Source organism: Streptomyces sp. NPDC001220 (assembly GCF_053597895.1).
On sequence record NZ_JBSFJE010000007.1, the window covers coordinates 40,550 to 58,487 of the forward strand.

General features: G+C 73.0%; 16 protein-coding genes and 1 pseudogene. 9 read left to right on the plus strand and 8 right to left on the minus strand.

The window, feature by feature from the left end; translation table 11 throughout:
* Positions 1–402: 402 nt before the first annotated feature.
* A pseudogene (locus ACWDGI_RS18170) lies at positions 403–1,029 on the plus strand (TOPRIM nucleotidyl transferase/hydrolase domain-containing protein); the annotation flags it as partial.
* Between the two features lie 153 nt (positions 1,030–1,182).
* On the plus strand, positions 1,183–1,638 hold the full coding sequence (locus ACWDGI_RS18175) for a VOC family protein (protein WP_450760717.1): 456 nt from the start codon (positions 1,183–1,185) through the stop codon (positions 1,636–1,638).
* Positions 1,639–1,734: 96 nt separating this feature from the next.
* Here ACWDGI_RS18175 and ACWDGI_RS18180 read toward each other — a convergent pair whose 3' ends face one another.
* Complete coding sequence (locus tag ACWDGI_RS18180; RefSeq protein ID WP_450760139.1) at positions 1,735–2,616, minus strand: LLM class F420-dependent oxidoreductase; 882 nt, start codon at positions 2,614–2,616, stop codon at positions 1,735–1,737.
* Between the two features lie 223 nt (positions 2,617–2,839).
* Here ACWDGI_RS18180 and ACWDGI_RS18185 point away from each other — a divergent pair, with 223 nt between their 5' ends.
* The gene (locus ACWDGI_RS18185) at positions 2,840–4,012 is read left to right on the plus strand and encodes a right-handed parallel beta-helix repeat-containing protein (protein ID WP_450760140.1); all 1,173 of its coding nucleotides are present in this window, start codon (positions 2,840–2,842) and stop codon (positions 4,010–4,012) included.
* A gap of 71 nt (positions 4,013–4,083) precedes the next feature.
* Here ACWDGI_RS18185 and ACWDGI_RS18190 read toward each other — a convergent pair whose 3' ends face one another.
* Positions 4,084–5,136, minus strand: a complete 1,053-nt coding sequence (locus tag ACWDGI_RS18190) for a chitinase (RefSeq protein WP_450760142.1) — start codon at positions 5,134–5,136, stop codon at positions 4,084–4,086.
* A gap of 248 nt (positions 5,137–5,384) precedes the next feature.
* Between ACWDGI_RS18190 and ACWDGI_RS18195 the strand changes: the two genes are divergently transcribed.
* Positions 5,385–6,425, plus strand: a complete 1,041-nt coding sequence (locus ACWDGI_RS18195) for an NlpC/P60 family protein (RefSeq protein WP_450760144.1) — start codon at positions 5,385–5,387, stop codon at positions 6,423–6,425.
* A 7-nt stretch (positions 6,426–6,432) separates the two neighbouring features.
* Here the strand turns inward: ACWDGI_RS18195 and ACWDGI_RS18200 are convergent, their stop codons facing one another.
* Together ACWDGI_RS18200 and ACWDGI_RS18205 are read right to left on the minus strand one after the other, a co-directional pair.
* A complete protein-coding gene (locus ACWDGI_RS18200; protein WP_450760719.1) occupies positions 6,433–7,095 on the minus strand; it encodes a response regulator in 663 nt (220 codons plus the stop codon).
* A 7-nt stretch (positions 7,096–7,102) separates the two neighbouring features.
* Positions 7,103–8,362, minus strand: coding sequence for a sensor histidine kinase (locus ACWDGI_RS18205; RefSeq protein WP_450760146.1), 1,260 nt, complete (start codon positions 8,360–8,362; stop codon positions 7,103–7,105).
* Positions 8,363–8,579: 217 nt separating this feature from the next.
* On the opposite strand from ACWDGI_RS18205, the gene ACWDGI_RS18210 reads away from it, so the two are divergent.
* Genes ACWDGI_RS18210 through ACWDGI_RS18220 form a run of 3 tightly spaced genes read left to right on the plus strand, consistent with a single transcriptional unit; the run spans position 8,580 to position 12,186 of the window.
* Positions 8,580–8,810 carry a hypothetical protein gene (locus tag ACWDGI_RS18210; RefSeq protein WP_450760148.1) on the plus strand — a complete coding sequence of 77 codons (231 nt, stop codon included), beginning with the start codon at positions 8,580–8,582 and terminating at the stop codon, positions 8,808–8,810.
* Positions 8,807–9,559, plus strand: a complete 753-nt coding sequence (locus ACWDGI_RS18215) for an ABC transporter ATP-binding protein (RefSeq protein ID WP_450760150.1) — start codon at positions 8,807–8,809, stop codon at positions 9,557–9,559. The genes ACWDGI_RS18210 and ACWDGI_RS18215 overlap by 4 nt, the downstream gene beginning before the upstream one ends.
* A gap of 5 nt (positions 9,560–9,564) precedes the next feature.
* The gene (locus tag ACWDGI_RS18220; protein WP_450760152.1) at positions 9,565–12,186 is read left to right on the plus strand and encodes an FtsX-like permease family protein; all 2,622 of its coding nucleotides are present in this window, start codon (positions 9,565–9,567) and stop codon (positions 12,184–12,186) included.
* A gap of 137 nt (positions 12,187–12,323) precedes the next feature.
* Here the strand turns inward: ACWDGI_RS18220 and gndA are convergent, their stop codons facing one another.
* The gene (gndA, locus tag ACWDGI_RS18225) at positions 12,324–13,763 is read right to left on the minus strand and encodes an NADP-dependent phosphogluconate dehydrogenase (RefSeq protein ID WP_450760154.1); all 1,440 of its coding nucleotides are present in this window, start codon (positions 13,761–13,763) and stop codon (positions 12,324–12,326) included.
* A 312-nt stretch (positions 13,764–14,075) separates the two neighbouring features.
* Between gndA and ACWDGI_RS18230 the strand changes: the two genes are divergently transcribed.
* Complete coding sequence (locus ACWDGI_RS18230; protein WP_450760156.1) at positions 14,076–14,633, plus strand: M23 family metallopeptidase; 558 nt, start codon at positions 14,076–14,078, stop codon at positions 14,631–14,633.
* Between the two features lie 94 nt (positions 14,634–14,727).
* The gene (locus ACWDGI_RS18235; RefSeq protein ID WP_450760157.1) at positions 14,728–15,678 is read left to right on the plus strand and encodes a glycoside hydrolase family 26 protein; all 951 of its coding nucleotides are present in this window, start codon (positions 14,728–14,730) and stop codon (positions 15,676–15,678) included.
* Between the two features lie 6 nt (positions 15,679–15,684).
* Here ACWDGI_RS18235 and ACWDGI_RS18240 read toward each other — a convergent pair whose 3' ends face one another.
* Genes ACWDGI_RS18240 through ACWDGI_RS18250 form a run of 3 tightly spaced genes read right to left on the minus strand, consistent with a single transcriptional unit; the run spans position 15,685 to position 17,938 of the window.
* On the minus strand, positions 15,685–15,966 hold the full coding sequence (locus ACWDGI_RS18240; protein ID WP_450760158.1) for a hypothetical protein: 282 nt from the start codon (positions 15,964–15,966) through the stop codon (positions 15,685–15,687).
* A 26-nt stretch (positions 15,967–15,992) separates the two neighbouring features.
* Entirely contained in the window at positions 15,993–17,372 is a 1,380-nt protein-coding gene (locus tag ACWDGI_RS18245; RefSeq protein WP_450760160.1) for a zinc ribbon domain-containing protein, read from the minus strand.
* A complete protein-coding gene (locus ACWDGI_RS18250; protein WP_450760162.1) occupies positions 17,369–17,938 on the minus strand; it encodes a phage tail protein in 570 nt (189 codons plus the stop codon). The genes ACWDGI_RS18245 and ACWDGI_RS18250 overlap by 4 nt, the downstream gene beginning before the upstream one ends.

A 17,938-nucleotide genomic window follows, 5' to 3' on the forward strand; every position in this document is an offset into this window, starting at 1 on the left:
GGCGCCGGGTGCGGACCCCGGTCACCGGTCCGGACGCCGGGTGGAACGGGGGGTCACCGACCCAGGCGCCGGGTGCGGACCCCGGTCACCGGTCCGGGCGCCGGGTGGGAACGGGGGGTCACCGTCCCGGACGCCGGGTGCGGACCCCGGTCACCGGTCCGGACGCCGGGTGGAAACGGGGGGTCACCGACCCAGGCGCCGGGTGCGGCTCCAGGTCGCCGACCCGGGCGCCGGTGTGGACCCGGGTCACCGGTCCGGACGCCGGCTGTAGACCAGGTCACCGGCCGGACGCCAGCTGTGGGCGTGGCCCAGGTCAGGGCGTCCGTTCCACCCGCCGCCCATGCCGTCCGGGCCGCGGATATTGCCTGGCATCGGTGCCCGCCCCGGGCGGAGACTCGTGCCATGGCCGACATGAGGGCGTTCCGGGACGCGGTTGCCGACTGGGCCGGGAGTGCGGGCGGGGGCCGCGTCCCGGAGTCGGCCCGGCGGCTGGGCGAACGGCTGGGGGTGCGGGTCGCCGTGCTGCTCGAAGGGCCGAGTGATGTCGCCGCCGTCGACGCACTGGCCGCCCGGCGCGGGCGGGACCCGGCGGCCGAGGGAGCGTGCGTGCTGTCGATGGGCGGTGCGATGAACGTCGGGCGCTACGCCCGCCTGCTCGGACCACCCGGCCTGGGGCTGCGGCTGACCGGGCTGTGCGACGAGCGGGAGTGGCCCTACTACGCCCGTGGCCTGGAGCGGGCCGGTGCCACGCGGCACGGCTTCTTCGTCTGCGCCGCCGACCTGGAGGACGAACTGATCCGCGCCCTCGGTCCGTCCCGGGTCACGGAGCTCGTCCGGGCCGAGGGTGACGGGCGAGCCCTGCGCACCTTCCTGAACCAGCCCGCCCAGCAGGGCCGCACCCCACAGCAGCAACTCCGCCGCTTCCTCGGCACGAAGAAGGGGCGGAAGATCCATTACGGCCGGGTCCTCGTCGAAGCTCTGGAGCCCGACCGGGTGCCCGCGCCGCTCGCCGGGCTGCTCGACGCGTTGCTCGACGGCCTGCCTGACGGCCTGCCCGACGGTCTGCCCGACGGTCTGCCGGCGGAGGTGCGCGCACCCCCTGAGGACGGTTGCGAAAGTGCGCCCAGGCAGCCGGCGCGCTGGTCCGGCGTGAGTGTCAGACCCGTCTGCCACGCTCCGGTCATGGAGACGACGCTGCAACTGACGATCGACTGCGCCGACCCGCAGAGGCTGGTGGCGTTCTGGAGCGAGGCGCTGGGATACGTGCCCGAACCGCCACCGGGCGGCCATGCCACGTGGCGGGAGTACTGGGCGGCCATGGGGGTGCCCGAGGAGGAGCTGCCCGTAGGTGCGGGCGACACCCCGGAGTCGATCGTCGATCCCGCCGGGCAGGGGCCACGGGTGTGGTTCCAGCAGGTTCCCGAACCCAAGGTCACCAAGAACCGGATACACCTCGACCTGAAGGTCGGCGGCGGCCGCGGGGTCCCCTTGGCCGTCCGCACACGGCGGGTCGCCGCCACCGTGGAACGGCTGGTCGAAGCCGGCGCCCGCGTCCTCCGGACCACGGACGAGCCCGACAACGGGCACTACGCCGTCGTGCTGCAGGATCCGGAGGGCAACGAGTTCTGCGTCGTCTAGTCGTCCAGGAGCTTTGGTTCGCCGTTCACCCAGGAGCTCCTGCCGGAGAGGAGTTCCGGCCGTCTACGGTCTCTGGCCAGCCGAGAGTTCTCGCCGTCAGGAGCTGAAGCCCTCACCCGCCCCGCCCAGCCCCAGCGCTGCCGCCAGTGCCCGGTATCCCGGCAGCGGATCGGTGTCCGCGGGGTGCAGCAGCTGGAGCGCCACATGGTCGGCGCCCGCCTTCTGGTGGGCGCGGACACCCTCCGCCACCCGGGCCGCCTCGCCGTGCAGGATCAGCGCGTCGAAGAGGCGGTCGCTGCCGCCGTCCGCGAAGTCGGTGTCGTCGAAGCCGAGTCGGCGGAGGCTGCCGAGGTAGTTGGTCAGGTGCAGGTAGACGCCCAGGGTGGCGTCGCCGATGACGCGGGCCCGGGCGGGGTCCGTCTCCAGGACCACCTTCTGCTCGGGGGCCAGGATCGGTCCGGCGCCGAGGATCTCGCGTGCCTGACGGGTGTGGTCCGGGGTGACGAGGTACGGGTGTGCCGCCGCCGTACGGTCGCCGGCCAGGCGCAGTACCCGGGGACCGAGGGCCGCCAGGGCGCGGCGCGCCACCGGGACACCGCCCTCGTCGAGGACGTCCAGGTAGTCGTTCAGGGCTTGGTACGGCCGTACGAACTCCTTGGTCGCCTCCGGGTGGCCCGCGCCGACGCCCAGCAGGAAGCGGTCCGCGTGGCGCTCGGCGATCCGGCGGTACGAACGGGCCACCCGGTCGGCCGGGTTGGACCAGATGTTCACGATGCCGGTGGCGACGACCAGCGTCTCGGTGGCGTCCAGCAGCCGCTCGACCACGGTCAGGTCGGGGTCGGTCACGTTCCCGAGCCACAGCGTGCCGTAGCCCAGGCGTTCCAGTTCGACGGCGAGCTCCGGCTCGGTGTCCGCGTGGCGCCATGCGCCGACGGCGCCCAGGTCGATCTTGTCCGTCTCATCCACGGTCTCATCCACGGTCTCATCCATGTGCGGCACAACCGGGGTCCGACGACAGCTATTCCGATTGCCATCGAAATAACGGTCACCCACCCTCAGTGATCACACACCTGAACTCTCTTTACATACATGACTATTGACGCGGCCGTGACACCCTCCCTAACTTCACGGAGAAAGCGCTTTCCGTCGCCATCCGTCCCGCACGTCCGGTCACACCTCCGAACCCGAACGGAGACGAACGATGCATGTGAGACCAGTCATCGCGTCCGTCGGCCTGCTCGCCGGCGCTCTCGTCGCACTGTCCGGCCCCTCCGCGCAGGCCGCGTCCACCGTCCTGTACGTATCGCCGACCGGCACCGACAGCGCGGCCGGCACCCAGTCGGCGCCGACCACGCTCACCTCGGCGATCGGCCGTATCGCCTCCGGCGGCACGATCTACCTGCGCGGCGGGACGTACAACTACGCCTCCACCGTGACCATCCCGGCCGGTTCCAACGGCAGTTCCGGCGCCCTCACCACCCTCTCCGCCTACCCGGGCGAGACGCCGGTGCTCAACTTCTCCTCGCAGAGCGAGAGTTCCTCCAACCGGGGCATCCAGCTGTACGCCGACTACTGGCACCTGTACGGGCTCACCGTCCAGCACGCCGGTGACAACGGCATCTACGTCGGCGGCAGCCACAACGTCATCCAGCGTGCCGTGACCGCTTACAACCGCGACACCGGGCTGCAGCTCGGGCGGATCTCCTCCAGCACGCCCAGCAGCCAGTGGCCCGTCGGCAACCTCGTCGTCAGCTCCGAGTCGCACGACAACGCCGACAGCGACGGGGAGGACGCGGACGGGTTCGCCAGCAAGCTCACCACCGGGACCGGGAACGTCTTCCGGTACGACGTCTCGCACCACAACATCGACGATGGCTGGGACCTCTACACCAAGACCGACACCGGGGCGATCGGGCCGGTCACCATCGAGTACTCGCTCTCCTACGGCAACGGCACGCTCAGCGACGGCAGCCAGAGCGGGGACGGCGACCGCAACGGCTACAAGCTCGGCGGCGACGACATCGCCGTCAACCACGTGGTCCAGCACGACATCGCCTACGGCAACGGGCACCACGGGTTCACCTACAACAGCAACCCCGGCACCATGACCGTCTCGAACAACGTCGGCATCGACAACGCCGAGCGCAACTTCTCCTTCGACAAGGGCACTTCGGTGTTCCGGACCGACACCTCGTGCCGGTTCGCGGTCGACGGCTCCAACGACAAGACCGTCGGCGACGCCGACAGCTCCAACCAGTTCTGGACGGGCACCAACGGCTCCCGGTGCTCCTCCTACTCGGGCGCCCTCGGCTGGTCCTTCGCGTCGAACGGCAAGCTGAACGTCACCTTCGGCGGGAAGGTCGTATCACCCTGAGAGCGGTCGCCGCCCGGGCGTCCACAGGCTGTGGACGCCCGGGCCGAACCCCGGCCGCGCGGAGGCGGCTCCTACCGCCGGTGGCCGGCGAAGCGGCTGAAGGTGTGACTGAACTGCCACGTGTCCTGGGCCGTTCCGGAGCAGGAGTTGGAGCCGCCGGTGCCGACGCAGCCGCCGTTGTCGCGCTGGAGCGCCCAGAAGGAGAGGGTGTCGATGCCCCGGGCGGCGGCCCAGTGCTCGACCTCCACGGCGTTCTGGGTGGTGAAGGTCTCCTCCGGGCCGTAGTCGTCGATGCCGGGCATCTCGGTGACCCCGACCATGCCCCACAGCTCCTTGGAGCTCTTGTGCGGGTAGAGGGCGGCGAGTTGGGCGTGCAGGCCGTCGGCCGCGGTCCGGGTGTCGGTCGCCATGTCGTGAGTGGCGCCGTCGTAGTAGTCGAAGGTCATGATGTTGACGACGTCCACGCGCGCGTGGTGGGCGACGGCGTTCTGCAGGACGGCCAGGCCGTTGGCCGCCAGGCCCTTGGTGGTGGTCGGCAGGGTGTAGGAGAACTGGAGCGGGTGGCCCGTGCGGTCGGCCCAGCGCTCCGCCTTGGCGATCGCCTGGTTACGGCGGTCGACCCCCGCGGTGTCGGCGAGGGAGTCGGCCTCGATGTCGAGGTCGATGCGGGAGATGCCGTACGTCGTGACGAGCTTCTCGTACACCCCGGCGATGGCGTCCACGTCGGTGCAGCTGTCGGCGAGTTCGGTGCCGGTGGTGTCGGCGCCGTAGCCGCCGAAGGAGGGGATGGCGTTGCCGCCGCGGGCCTGGAGGGTGGCGATGTCGGCGCCGAAGGTCGACCGGGAGACCGGCTGGGTGGCGTCACCGTTCCAGTCGGCGGTGCAGGAGCCGGCGGCGGGCGTCTGGAGGAAGGCCAGGGTGAGGTACTTGTTGCCGGACTCTGCGGCGAGCGCGGCGGGGCTCTGACCGGTCCAGGCCTCGAAGTAGGGTGCCGCGACCCGTGCGGGCATCGGCTTCGCGGCGTGCTGCGGGGAGGCGTGCGCGGCGCCTGATCCGACGGCAACGAGCGCGGTGGACAGGGCGGTTGCGGTCAGGGCGGCCTGCAGGGCACGAGTGCGTCTCATGGACGCCCATATTTGGTTTAGACCAATTGACTGTCAAGGTTCCTTACAGTCGGCGCCCGGCACCCCGCGACCGACCGGCGGAGAAGGCCAGTTGGCGACAGGTGGCCGGATTTCTTCCATGCGGAGATTTGAACTGAACATAAGAGAGTCATTAATGTCTGGGACTCGTACTACCAGTTGAACGATCCACCGCTTGATCCGTCGCCTGATCCACCGCTCGACTCTTCGCTCGGAAGGAGATCGCCTCCGTGGCGTTCCACCGTCGTCCCAAGCAGCCGAGCCGTGCTCGGGTCACCGTGCTCACCACCGCCGCCGCTGCCGCCGTGGTCCTCTCCTCGCAGGCCGCGAACGCCGCGCCCAGCGAGAAGCCCAGCAAGGACGAGGTCAGGTCCCGGGTCGACAAGCTGTACGAGGAGGCCGAGCAGGCCACCGAGAAGTTCAACGGGGCCAAGGAGAAGCAGGAGAAGCTCCAGAAGCAGATCTCCGCGCTGCAGGACTCGGTCGCGCGCGGCCAGGACGAGCTGAACGAACTGCGGGACGGCATCGGCTCCATGGCCACCGCCCAGTACCGCAGCGGCGGCCTCGACCCGTCCCTCCAGCTGTTCCTCTCCGCCGACCCGGACGACTACCTGGACAAGGCCTCCACCCTTGACCAGCTGAGCGGCCAGCAGGTCGAGACGCTGAAGAAGATCCAGGCCAAGCAGCGCGAACTGGCCCAGGAGCGGGCGGAGGCCACCGGCAAGCTCAAGGACCTGGCCGCCACCCGCACCGAACTCGGCACGAAGAAGAAGGAGGTCCAGGCCAAGCTGGCCGAGGCGCAGAAGCTGCTCAACAGCCTCAGCGCCGCCGAGAAGGCCGCGCTCGCCGCCGAACAGGACCGCGCCAGCCGCTCCGCCAGCGAGCGGGTGGACCTCGGCAACGACACCTCCGCCACCGGCCGGGCCGCGGCCGCCTTCGCCGCCGCCAAGACCAAGCTCGGCACGCCGTACGTCTACGGCGCCACCGGCCCGTCCTCCTTCGACTGCTCGGGCCTGACCTCCTGGGCGTACGCGCAGGCCGGGGTCTCCATCCCGCGCACCTCCGAGTCCCAGACGGGGATCGGCACCAGGATCTACTCGACGTCCGACCTCCAGGTCGGCGACCTGGTCTTCTTCTTCAACGACCTGCACCACGTGGGTCTGTACGCGGGCAACGGGCAGATCCTGCACGCCCCGCGCACCGGCACGGTGGTCCGCTACGAGTCGATGAGCACCATCGGCGGGCCGTTCATGTTCGGCGTCCGCGTCTGAACCCGGGTCAGCGGGTACGCGCCCGCGCGCCCTCCAGGTAGTGCAGGACCGCCGCGACCCGGCGGTCCACCCGGTCGGCCGGTGACAGGTCGAGCTTGGCGAAGATGGACCGGATGTGCTTGTGCACGGCACCGTCGGTGACGACCAGGCGTTCGGCGATCGCGGAGTTGCCGAGGCCCTCCGCCATCAGGGCGAGGACATCGCGTTCGCGTGGGCTCAGCCGCTCCAGGCGGGTGTCCTGCCGGGAGCGGGTGAACAGCTGGGCGACGACCTCGGGGTCGATCGCGGTGCCGCCGCCCGCCACCCGGTGCAGGGCGTCCAGGAACTCCTCGACCCGGCCCACCCGTTCCTTGAGCAGATAGCCGAGGCCGCCGACCCCGCCGGTCAGCAGCTGGGTGGCGAAGCTCTGCTCGACGTACGCCGACAGCACCAGCACGGCGAGCCCGGGGTGCCGGCGCCGGGCCTCGACGGCCGCACGGATCCCCTCGTCGGTGTGGGTGGGCGGCATCCGGACGTCCAGGATGGCGACGTCCGGACGGTGCGTGTCGATGGCGGCCAGGGCGTCGTCGGCGGTGGTGGCGGTGGCCGCCACGTCCAGGCCCTCGGCGCGCAGCAGCAGGGCGAGGCCCTCACGGAGCAGCGGGTCGTCCTCGGCCATCACGATCCGCAACGACGGCTCATGTTCCACAGGGCAGTTCCACTTCCAGGGTGGTCGGGCCGCCTGCCGGGCTGGTCAGGCGGAGGGTGCCGTCGTGCGCCGCGACCCGGCGGCGGATGCCGGTCAGTCCGGAGCCGCCGGCGGAGTCGGCGCCGCCCCGGCCGTCGTCGGTGACGGTCAGAGCGAGCCGGCCGCCGCGGGCCCGGACGGTGACCACGACCCGGTCGGCGCCGCTGTGCTTGGCGACGTTGGTGAGGGCTTCGGCGGCGACGAAGTAGGCGGTCGCCTCCACGGAGGCGGCACAGCGCTCGGGCGCGTCCACGTCGAGCCGGCACGGCACCGGCGACTCGGCGGCCAAGCCGGACAGGGCGCCCGCCAGGCCGCGGTCGTCCAGGACCGGCGGCAGGATGCTGCGCGAGACGGTACGCAGCTCGGCCAGCGCCTGTTCGGCGGCGGACTGGGCGCGCTCCAGGATCTCGTCGGCGCGGGACGGATCGCGGGCGACCTGGCGGCGCGCGGCGCCGAGCAGCACGGTGACCGAGACCAGCCGGTTCTGGGTGCCGTCGTGCAACGCCCGCTCTATCCGGCGCAGTTCGGTGGCGTGGGCGTCGAGGGCGGCGGCACGGGTGGCGGTGAGTTCGGCGACCCGCAGGGAGAGGTCCTGGTCGGGTCCGGCGGCCAGCAGGCGCCGTCCGGGGTCCGCCTGGAGCCGGGCCGTGCCGGGGGTCAGGCCCAGGATGACGGCGATCGACCCGACGCCGAACGCGCAGACAGCGAAGGCGTCCGCCCAGGAGTGCGCCACGCCGTAGCCGAAGGAGGTCGCGGTCGTGTCGGTGGGCGAGAACCGCCAGTACAGCGGGAACAGCGTGTCCCGTAGGGCGGACATCGGCAGGAAGAGCCCGACCAGGCCCAGGAGCAGGCCGAGCGTGCCGTGCCGCAGCAGCCAGCGCGCCTCGCGCCGGGTGGTGGGGTCGGTCAGGGCGAGCCGCAGCCGGGTGGGCGGCGGCTCCGGGGCCACGACCTCGGGCCCGTGCCGGCCCAGCCGGTGGCGCTCGCGTCCGGCCAGGACGTGCAGGCCACGCAGGGTGAGCGGGGCGAGGAGCAGGCCCACGCCGAGCGGTGCGGTCACCGCCGTCACCGCGAGCAGGAGCAGCAGGGCGAGCGCCGGGGCGGCCGTACCGAGACCGCCGACGAGTTCGCCGAGCGCGCGGCCCGCGGTCCGCAGGATCCGTGCGACGAGGACCCGGACGCGCTCGTCCCGCACACCGGTGGCGGCCATGCGCCCTCCTTTCCGTCGTCGCCGACGACTTTCCCTCGTCGCCGATGACCCGCCGACGACCCTAGGGCGTACGGCAGTTCGGCGCGCCCGTCGGGCCGGGAAAGTACAGCCTGCGCTACCTCGAACCCGGCGGCCCACGGGATCGGCCGAGGGGGGACACGGTCCGTAGCGTCGGTGCCCGTGACCCAGGACGTCAGCTGCCCAGCCGGAGGTACCCGTGACCAGTACAGATCCCTATGGTCTGTCCAGCCCACCCGCCGCGGAGGAGCCGGGCGGCGGCGTGGACCTCGTCCGCGTCCTGCTGTGGTCCCTGCTGGTCCTCAGCGCGGGCGCCAACCTGGCCACCTCGTACGGCGGGGTGCCCGCCTGGACGAACGCGGCCTGCGGCGGGGTGACCCTGTTCAGCGCGGGCACCCTGGTGGCGCGGTGGCTGCGGGGGCGTCGGTGAACACGACGGCCGCCGTGGAGACCGCCCGGCGGGCTCCGGCCATCGCGCTGACGGGCGTCGGCAAGACGTACCCGGGCGGGATACGGGCCCTGGACGACGTGTCGCTCACCGTGGAACCCGGCACCTTCCTGGCCGTGATGGGCCCCTCCGGCTCCGGCAAGAGCACGCTGATGCACTGCGCGGCCGGGCTGGACTCGCCGACCTCGGGCAGCGTCCGCATCGACGGCCGGGAGATCGCCGGGCTGAACGAGACCAAGCGCACCGAACTGCGCAGAGAGCGCGTCGGATTCGTCTTCCAGGCCTACAACCTGATCCCCTCGCTCTCCGTCGAGGACAACATCACGCTGCCGCTGCGGCTGGCCGGCCGCCGTCCCGACCGGGACTGGATCCGCACCCTGACCGAGCGGGTCGGGCTCGCCGACCGGCTCCACCACCGCCCCGCCGAGCTCTCCGGCGGTCAGCAGCAACGGGCCGCGCTGGTAAGGGCGTTGGCAGCCCGTCCGGCGGTGGTGTTCGCCGACGAGCCGACCGGCGCGCTCGATCTGCGCAGCGCCCACCAGGTGCTCGGCCTGCTCCGGACGCTCGTCGACGACCTCGGCCAGACCGTCGTCATGGTCACCCACGACCCCGCCGCCGCGGCCCGCGCGCACACGGCGCTGGTGATGGCCGACGGCCGGGTGGTCGAGGAGCTGGATCGCCCGACCGCCTCCCGACTGGCCGCCAGGCTCGCCGCGTTGGGCGAGAGGTGAGCGCCGTGCTGCACTTCGCCCTGCGGATGGCCGCCCACCGGATCGCCTCGCTGCTCGCCGTGGCCTGCGCGGTCCTGGGCGGCGCGGCCCTGATCACCGCCACGGGGGTGCTGGCGGAGTCCGGCCTGCGCTCCCAGCTGCCGCCCGGCCGGCTCGGCGGCGCGGCTGTCCTGGTCGCCGCCGACCAGGAGTTCCACGTCCCCGGCGACCTGCCGATCGCCCTGCCCGAGCGTGCCACCGTCCCGGCCGCCCTCACCGACCGCCTGGCGAAGCTGCCCGGCGTCACGGCCGCGGTCGGCGACCTCGGCTTCCCGGCCGCGGTGACGGACCCGGGCGGACACCTCGTCCCGGTCGGCGGCGCGGACCCGGCGACGGCGGGCCACGGCTGGTCCTCGACGAAGCTGCTCGCCGCCCCTCGCATCGAGGGCCGCGCCCCGGCCGCCCCGGCGGAGGTGGCGGTGGACGCGACGACCGGCCTCGCGGTCGGCGACCGGGTCCGCGTCACCGCGAACGGCCGCACGGCCGAGTCCTACCGCGTGACGGCGCTGGTCCACGCCCCCGATGCGGGGATCTACTTCACGGACCGGACGGCCGCCCGGCTCAGCGCCCGCGCCCACGCTTCCGCCGGCGCCGACATCACCGCCGGCTCCCACATCGCCGCCGCCACCGCCAGCACCACCAACAGCACCACCCACAGCACCACCTACAGCACCAGCACCAGCGAAGGCACCGTAGACCTCGTGGGCCTGCGCACCGTCCCCGGCGCCGAGCGGCAGGTCGCGTCCGAGGCGCGCGAGGCGGTCGCCGGCACCGGGCTGAAGGTCCTCACCGGAGCCGACCGCGGGACGGCCGCGGCCCCGGGCATCGGCTCCGCGCGCTCCCTCCTGATCCTGCTCTCCGGGTCCCTCGGCGGGATCGTCCTGCTGATCACCGGGTTCGTCACCGCGGGCGCGCTGGGCGTGGCGATCGCCGGCCAGCGGCGGGACCTGGCGCTGATGCGGGCCGTCGGGGCGACGCCGCGGCAGATCCGCCGGCTGGCCGCCGCCCAGTCGACGACGGTGACGGCCGTGGCCCTGGTCCCCGGCATCGCCCTCGGCCATCTGCTGGCCGCCCGGTTCCGCACCCTGCTGGTCCACCGTGCGGTGCTCCCGCCCGAACTCCCTCTCACCTTCAGTCCGTTCCCGGCGCTGGCCACGGTCGTCCTGCTGGTCGCGGTCGTCCGCGTCGCGGCCCGCTGCGCGGCCTGGCGCACCTCGAAGATGCCGGCCACCGAGGCGGTCGCCGAGTCCCGCAGCGAACCCCGCACCCCGTCCAGGTCCCGCACGTTCATCGGCCTGTCGCTGATGGCCGCGTCCTGCGCCCTGTCCGTCACCCCGCTGCTGCAACGCACCCTGATCGGTGCCTCCGCCACCTCCATCGCGGGCATCGTCGCCGCGATCGGCCTGGCACTGGCCGGCCCCGCGCTGGTCCGGACCGCGGGCGAGGCGGTCGTACGACGGCTGCGGCCGGGGGTGTCCGCGCCGACCTGGCTGGCCCTGTCCAACGTACGGGCGTACGCGCAGCGGGTCACCGGGGTGATCAGTCCGCTCGCGATGGCGGTGGTGTTCGTGCTGACCTACACGCTCGCGCAGACCACGGTGCTGGCCGCGACCAAGGACGACACCCGCGCCGGGACGCTGGGCCAGTACCGTGTCGGCGCACCGGCCCTGGGCGGGCTGCCGGCCGACACGCTGCCCGCGGTACGACGGCTGCCGGGTGTCGAGGCAGTGGCGCCCGTCGGCACGACCACCGTGGTCTGGCCGTACCGTCAGTTCGGCGACCCCCAGACCGAGTCCGCCTCCGCGCTGATCCTCACGCCGGCCGCGAAGGACGTCCTCGACCTGGGGGTGACGCGGGGCGGCCTGTCCGGTCTGACCGGTGCGACGGTGGCCGTCAGCAGCGAGGTGGCGGGCCCGCGCGACGCCCAACCCGGCGCCCGTATCAAGCTGTTCCTCGGCGACGGCGCGCCCGTCGAGGCGAAGGTCGTGGCCGTCTACGACCGCGGACTCGGCTTCGGCCCGATCGTCCTCTCCCACGACCTGGCCGCCGGGCACACCACGTCCGGCCTCGACCAGAGCGCGCTGGTCCGCACGGACGGCTCCGCCGGGGCCTACCGTGCGCTGACCGCCCTGGCCGCCGCGACCCCCGGCCTGACCGTGTCGGACACCGACCCGCGGGCGGGTGCGGACACCCCGCCCGAGGTATGGGTGAACCTGGCGGTCGTCGTCGTCCTGCTCGGCTATCTGTTGCTCAGCATCGCCAACCGGCTGGTCGCGGCGACCGCCCAGCGCCGCACGGAGATCGCCGCGCTGCGGCTGGCCGGTACGACGCCGAGGCAGATCCTGGCGATGATGCGCAGGGAGGCCGGCGTGATCGCGGTGGCGGCGCTGGCGGCCGGCCTCGCCCTGTCCGCGGTGCCGCTGGCGCTGCTGGGCCAGGGCTTCCTGCACCGCCCGTGGCCGGCGGGCCCGGTGTGGCTGCTCCCGGCGGCGGCGGTGACGGTGATCCTCACGTCGTACGTCACGATCGAACTGCCGACGCGACGCGCCCTGCGGGTGCCGCCGGCGGAGGCTGTCCGAGCCCCGTGAGGGGCGCGGGGAACTGCGCGCTCGGCCACGACGACGCCGCACGTTGTCGTCTGCCGGTCCGTCGTGGCTGGTCGCTCCCGCGCGGCGGCAGCCGCAGATCGAATACAGCCCCGCGCCCCTGAAAGACGGGGCGCCGCTCAGCCCTGCGTTTCGGGGCGGCCCTCCGTTGCCCAGTGGGTGTGGAACGCCCCCTCGCGGTCGACCCTGCCGTACGTGTGCGCGCCGAAGTAGTCCCGCTGCCCCTGCAGAAGTGCCGCCGGAAGACGCGGGGACCGCAGCGTGTCGTAGTGGGACAGGGCCGCCGAGAACGCCGGGACGGGGATGCCCCGGCGGGCCGCCGAGGCCACCGTCTCCCGCCACGGCACCTGCGCGTCGGCGATCTCCTTCGCGAACTCCCGCTCGGCCAGCAGGCTGACGAGGTCCGGGTCGGCCCGGTACGCCGCGCGGATCCGGTCCAGGAAGGACGCGCGGATGATGCAGCCGCCCCGCCAGATCCGGGCCACCGCGCCGAGGTCGATCTTCCAGCCGTACTCGGCGGCCGCGTCCTGGATCATCGTCCAGCCCTGGTCGTAGGCGATGATCTTCGAGGCGTACAGGGCGTGTTCGACGCGGGAGGCGAAACGGTCGGCCTCGGTGGCGCTGAGCGGGGGCGTCGTACCGCCGGGCGATCCGGCGTACGCGGACCGCAGTTCGCCGCGGCCGGACGCGGCACGGGCGAAGGTCGCCTGGGCGATCGCGGTGACCGGTGAGGCGAGGTCCAGCGCGGTCTGGACGGTCCAGCGCCCGGTGCCCTTCTGCCCGGCCGCGTCGGCGACGATGTCGACGAACGGCGCACCGGTGGCGGCGTCGACGTGCGCGAGCACCTCCGCGGTGATCTCGACGAGGTAGGAGCCGAGCCGGCCGCCGTTCCACTGGCGGAAGATGTCAGCGATCTCGGCCGGCGGGTACCCGCCGACCTGGCGGAGCAGGTCGTACGCCTCGGCGATGAGCTGCATGTCGGCGTACTCGATGCCGTTGTGGACCATCTTCACGAAGTGGCCGGCGCCGTCCGCGCCGACGTGGGTGGCGCACGGCTCACCGCCGACCTTCGCGCTGATGTCCTCGAACATCGGGCCGAGGACGGCGTACGACTCCGCGGAACCGCCCGGCATGATCGACGGCCCGTTGAGCGCGCCCTCCTCCCCGCCGGAGACCCCGACGCCGACGAAGTGCAGGCCCTTCTGCCGCAGGGCGGCCTCACGGCGGCGGGTGTCGGCGAAGTGGGCGTTGCCGCCGTCGATGACGATGTCACCGGGTTCGAGGAGCGGTACGAACTCGTCGATGACGGCGTCGGTGGCGGCACCGGCCTGCACCATGATCATGAGCCGCCGGGGCCGTTCGAGGGCGGCGACGAAGTCCGCGGCGGTCTCGGCGCCGACGAACGTGCCCTCGTGGCCGTACTCCTCGACCAGGGCGCGGGTGCGGGCGGGGGTGCGGTTGTGGACGGCGACCGGGTAGCCGTGCCGGGCGAAGTTCCGGGCCAGGTTGCGGCCCATCACTCCGAGGCCGGTCACGCCGATGGCTGCGGATGCGTGCACGGGGGACTCCGATCTGCGGACGAACGCTGTCCCCGCAAGTACGGGCGGCCGAGGGCCGGGTGTTCAGTCCGCGGCCATGGTGAAGACGATCCGCCGGCAGAACCTGGTCCGGCGCCGTGCGCCCGAGGCCGAGCGGGATCCGGGACCTCATCGCGCACCTCACCGGCGCCCGGCGCGGCCGGCTCGCCCTGCTCGCGAGCGCCCCGGCCGGCCCCGCGCCCCCATCCGACCGCGGGATCCGAACGGGCGAAAGTCACGGCACCCGGCGTGTGAGGCCGCCCCGGGCCGGGCCGGCCGTCCGAGGATCCGACAATGCGAACGGATGATCTACGACTCGTGACGGCCGCGATGGTCCTCCTGCTGACGGGCGCGTTCCTCATCCCGCCCGCCAAGGCCGACCCCCGCACCGGGCACTGCGCCTTCGGCACGCCCAGCACCCCGCCGCCCGAGGGCCCCACCGACCACTGGAGCGCCCCGACGGTCCGCTACCGGCTCTCCGCCGGCTACTCCGCCGAGGGCCACCACTGGAGACACCGGCACACCGGGCAGGACTTCGCGGTCGAGGCCGGCACCCCCGTGTACGCCGTCGGCCCGGGCCGGGTCGTGACCGTGTCCTGCGGCGACGGCTACGGCAACCAGGTCGTCTTACGCCACCCGGACGGCTACTACACCCAGTACGCCCACCTGTCCGTCGTCAACGTCCGCCCCGGACAGCCCGTCTCGGCCGGCCAGCGCATCGGCTCCGCAGGCTCGACCGGCAACGCGGACGGCCCCCACCTGCACTTCGAGGTCCGCACCGGCCCCGCCATGGGCTCCACCGTGGCACCGCTGCCGTGGCTGCGGCAGCACGGGGTGCCCGTACCGCCGTAACCGCGCCGGGGCGCCGACGGCCGGGGGCCTCGCACAGCAGTCCAAGATGCCCACAACGGGCAACTCGCCCTTCCGGAGCGGCCAGACTCACCCCATGGCACGTCTGAGGTTCCTCCTGGTCGCCACCATGGTCGCCCTGTTCCTCCTCCCCGTCTCCCGCCCGGAGACCGCACGGCCCGCCGCCCCCGGCCCCTTCGGGGCGTACGTCGGCTACGGCGCCGACGGCGTGCGCCGGGTGAGCGCGCTCGGCAGCTGGCTGGGGCACGAGGAACCCCGGGTCGGGCACACCTACCTCCCCGGTGACGTGTGGCGGAACATCGAGGGCGCCCCCGACTTCGTACGGCTGTGGGCGAACTGGCGACGGGCCGGGCCGGACCGGCTCCTCGTGCTCAACGTGCCGATGCTGGAGGGGACGGAGGCCCATCTGCCGGACGCCGAGGTGCGCCGGCAGCTCCGGTTCGGGGCGCAGGGGCGGTACGACGGACACTTCCGGACACTGGCCCGGCGACTGGTGTCGGTCGGTGCGCCGGACACCGTCGTGGTGCTCGGCTGGGAGATGAACGGGGTGACGTACACCCACCGCTGCGGACCGGACCCGGGCGCCTGGAAGGCGTACTGGGTGCGGATCGTCACGGCGATGCGGTCGGTGCCCGGCCAGCGCTTCCGGTTCGACTTCACGCCCAACCGGGGTCGGGACGCGGTCCCCTGGACCCGGTGCTATCCGGGGGACCGGTTCGTGGACGTCGTCGGCATGGACGCCTACGACTCCCCACGCGGGATGTCCTTCGCGGAACAGGTCACCGAGCCGTACGGGCTGCGGGCGCAGGTCGCCTTCGCCCGCGCCCACGGCAAGCCGGTCTCGTATCCCGAGTGGGGGCTGTACGAGAACGGCGACGACCCGGCGTACATGAGGGGCATGGTGCGGTGGTTCGCGGACAACCGCCCGCTGTACCAGACCATCACGGACTACTGCCCGCACGGGGTGTGGAGGTGCCGGGGCAACCCCAGGTCCACGGCGGTCTACCGGTCCCTGATGCGGAAGTAGGGGTGCTCAGCTCTCCGGGCTCGGCCGGCCCCACCACGACCGGAGGCGGGCGAAGAGCCAGAGGAACAGGCAGGCGAAGACCAGGCCCCAGGCCAGGTCGAGCACGGCGTCCAGCAGCTTCCCGGCGGAGAACCCGGAACCGGTGACGAGAGCGAAGGCCAGGCCGAGCAGGGCAAAGAGGAACTTGGACAGCGCGCTGCCCAGGAGCGTGCACGCCATGTGACTCAGCGAGACATCCCGCCGGCTCCTGCGCGCGCCGCGCCGCTCCCCTGCGTCCTTTTCGGCCATGGCCGGATTATGACATCACCATTTTGTCAGGAGGAGTTCGCGCTCGACGGGCCGAAGAACTCTATTTCGGCGATGGCCACCTGGGTGGACCCCGAGGCCTGGTACGACGACTCGATCGTGAAGCGGACCGAGATGACGTTCTTCGCGCGGAAGTCCCGGGTCTGACCGCCGGCCGTCTGGTCGAGGGTGATCTCCCGGGTCTCCGTCCTGCCGTCCGACGTCTTGATGGTCGCCTTCATCCGGTGCGGCAGGGCCGACTTCTTCAGCTGGTCGAAGCGTTTCGACTCGCCGGAGGAGATGACGACGTTCAGCAGTCGCGTCGGTTCGTCGAAGCGCGCCTCGATCCACTCGCCCACGCCGCCCTGGACCACGCCGGGGCCCCACCAGGTGTTGTTCAGCTTGTCGAAGACGAGGTCCGGCTTGTGACCGGCGTACGAGCGGGACGCGCTGACCCGGTCCGGGGAGACCTGGGCGCGCTTGGCGAAGTGGTCGCGGGTGGCGCTCACCGCGTTCGGGATGTTGAACGCCAGGACCGTGACGAGCGCGATGACGACGGCCGCGCCGATCCAGGTCAGCACGCGGTCGAAGGTACGGCGCAGGCGGGGCCGGTCGCCGGCCCACGGGGTCTCCCGGTTGCGGAAGTCGAAGATACGGCGCCACCAGGGGCGGGGGGCCGAGGGCGCGGCGTGGCCGTGGCCGGCCATGGGCATGGCGCAGCGGGTGCAGAAGTGGCGGTCGGGACGGTTGGGGGTGGCGCACCAGGGGCAGGGGGTGCCGCCGTGGGCGCCGAGGTCCTCGCCGGGGGCGCGGACGGACTGGGGGCGCTGGGGGGTGGGGCGGCCGGGGAGGACGGGCGTGACGGAAGCGGGGGCCGGGGCGGGGGGGTTGGGGTCCGTCACGGGGATGAGCAGACGCCGGGCTCGGTCGTGGTCGCCTTCGGCGGGTCCCTGCGGGGGCGGGGCGGGGGTGTCGGCGGCGGCAGCAGCTTGTGGAGCGGGGGTGGGGGCAGGAAGGGGGGTGGTTTCGGCCGTGGGTGTGGTGGCCGGCGGTGGGGGCTGGTCGCGCTCACGCGGCGGTAGCCGCACATCCGATTCGGCCCCGCGCCCCTGAAGGGGCGCTGTCGTGGCCGTTACCCGTGAGTCCCACTGGGGGGAGGCCAAGCCCGCGCCGCCGTCTCCGCGGGTGAAGGCGTCCCAGCCGGGAGCGGCTGCGCCGGAGTTCGACGCGGCGGCCGGTGTCGGCTCGGGGGCGGCCGGAGCCGGTGTCGGGTCGGGGGCGGGCGTCTGCTGTTGTCGGGGCTCGGCGCCGTTGGCCGCCCAGCTCAGTACCGAGCCGCAGGCGTCGCAGAAGGACTGGCCCGGTTCGGCGACCGTGCCGCACTCCGTGCAGTTCCGGTTGGTCGTCATCGCTGCGGGGTCCTTTCGGCGGACGAAGAAGAAGCGGTCACCTGGACCGTGTAGGGCATGTGAGCGGGGCGGGCGGCCGCCACGAGGTGTTCCAGGCGGACCTCGTCGGCCGGGGTGGGGGAGGGCAGCACGAGGTGGACGTGCAGGCGGGGGCGGGCTTCGCCGGGGAAGGGGCCCAGCGGGCGGGCGTTCCAGTCGGCGCCGCCGCTCTCCGTGATCTCCGGTGTCACGCCGAAGGCCAGCCGGACCGCCTCGGACAGGCCGAGACGGGTGCCCCGGATGCGGTGCAGGTAGGCGGCCGCCGCCACGGCCGCACGGAGCAGGGGTTCCGCTTCCGTGCCGTCGGTCTCCGCGCCGACCCAGGTGCCGAGCCATTCCGCGAAGTCCAGTGGAGCCAGGGCCGGGTCGAAGTAACTGGGCAGGCAGTCGAGGACGTTCGGGATCGGGGCGATCATGTCGTCCAGGCCGGCGACGAAGCGCAGCGCCAGGTCGTCGTCGGCGAAGACCGCCGGGAGCATCGCGCCGATGGGCACGGAGGAGCCGAGGCCGTCGATGGACCCTCTCAA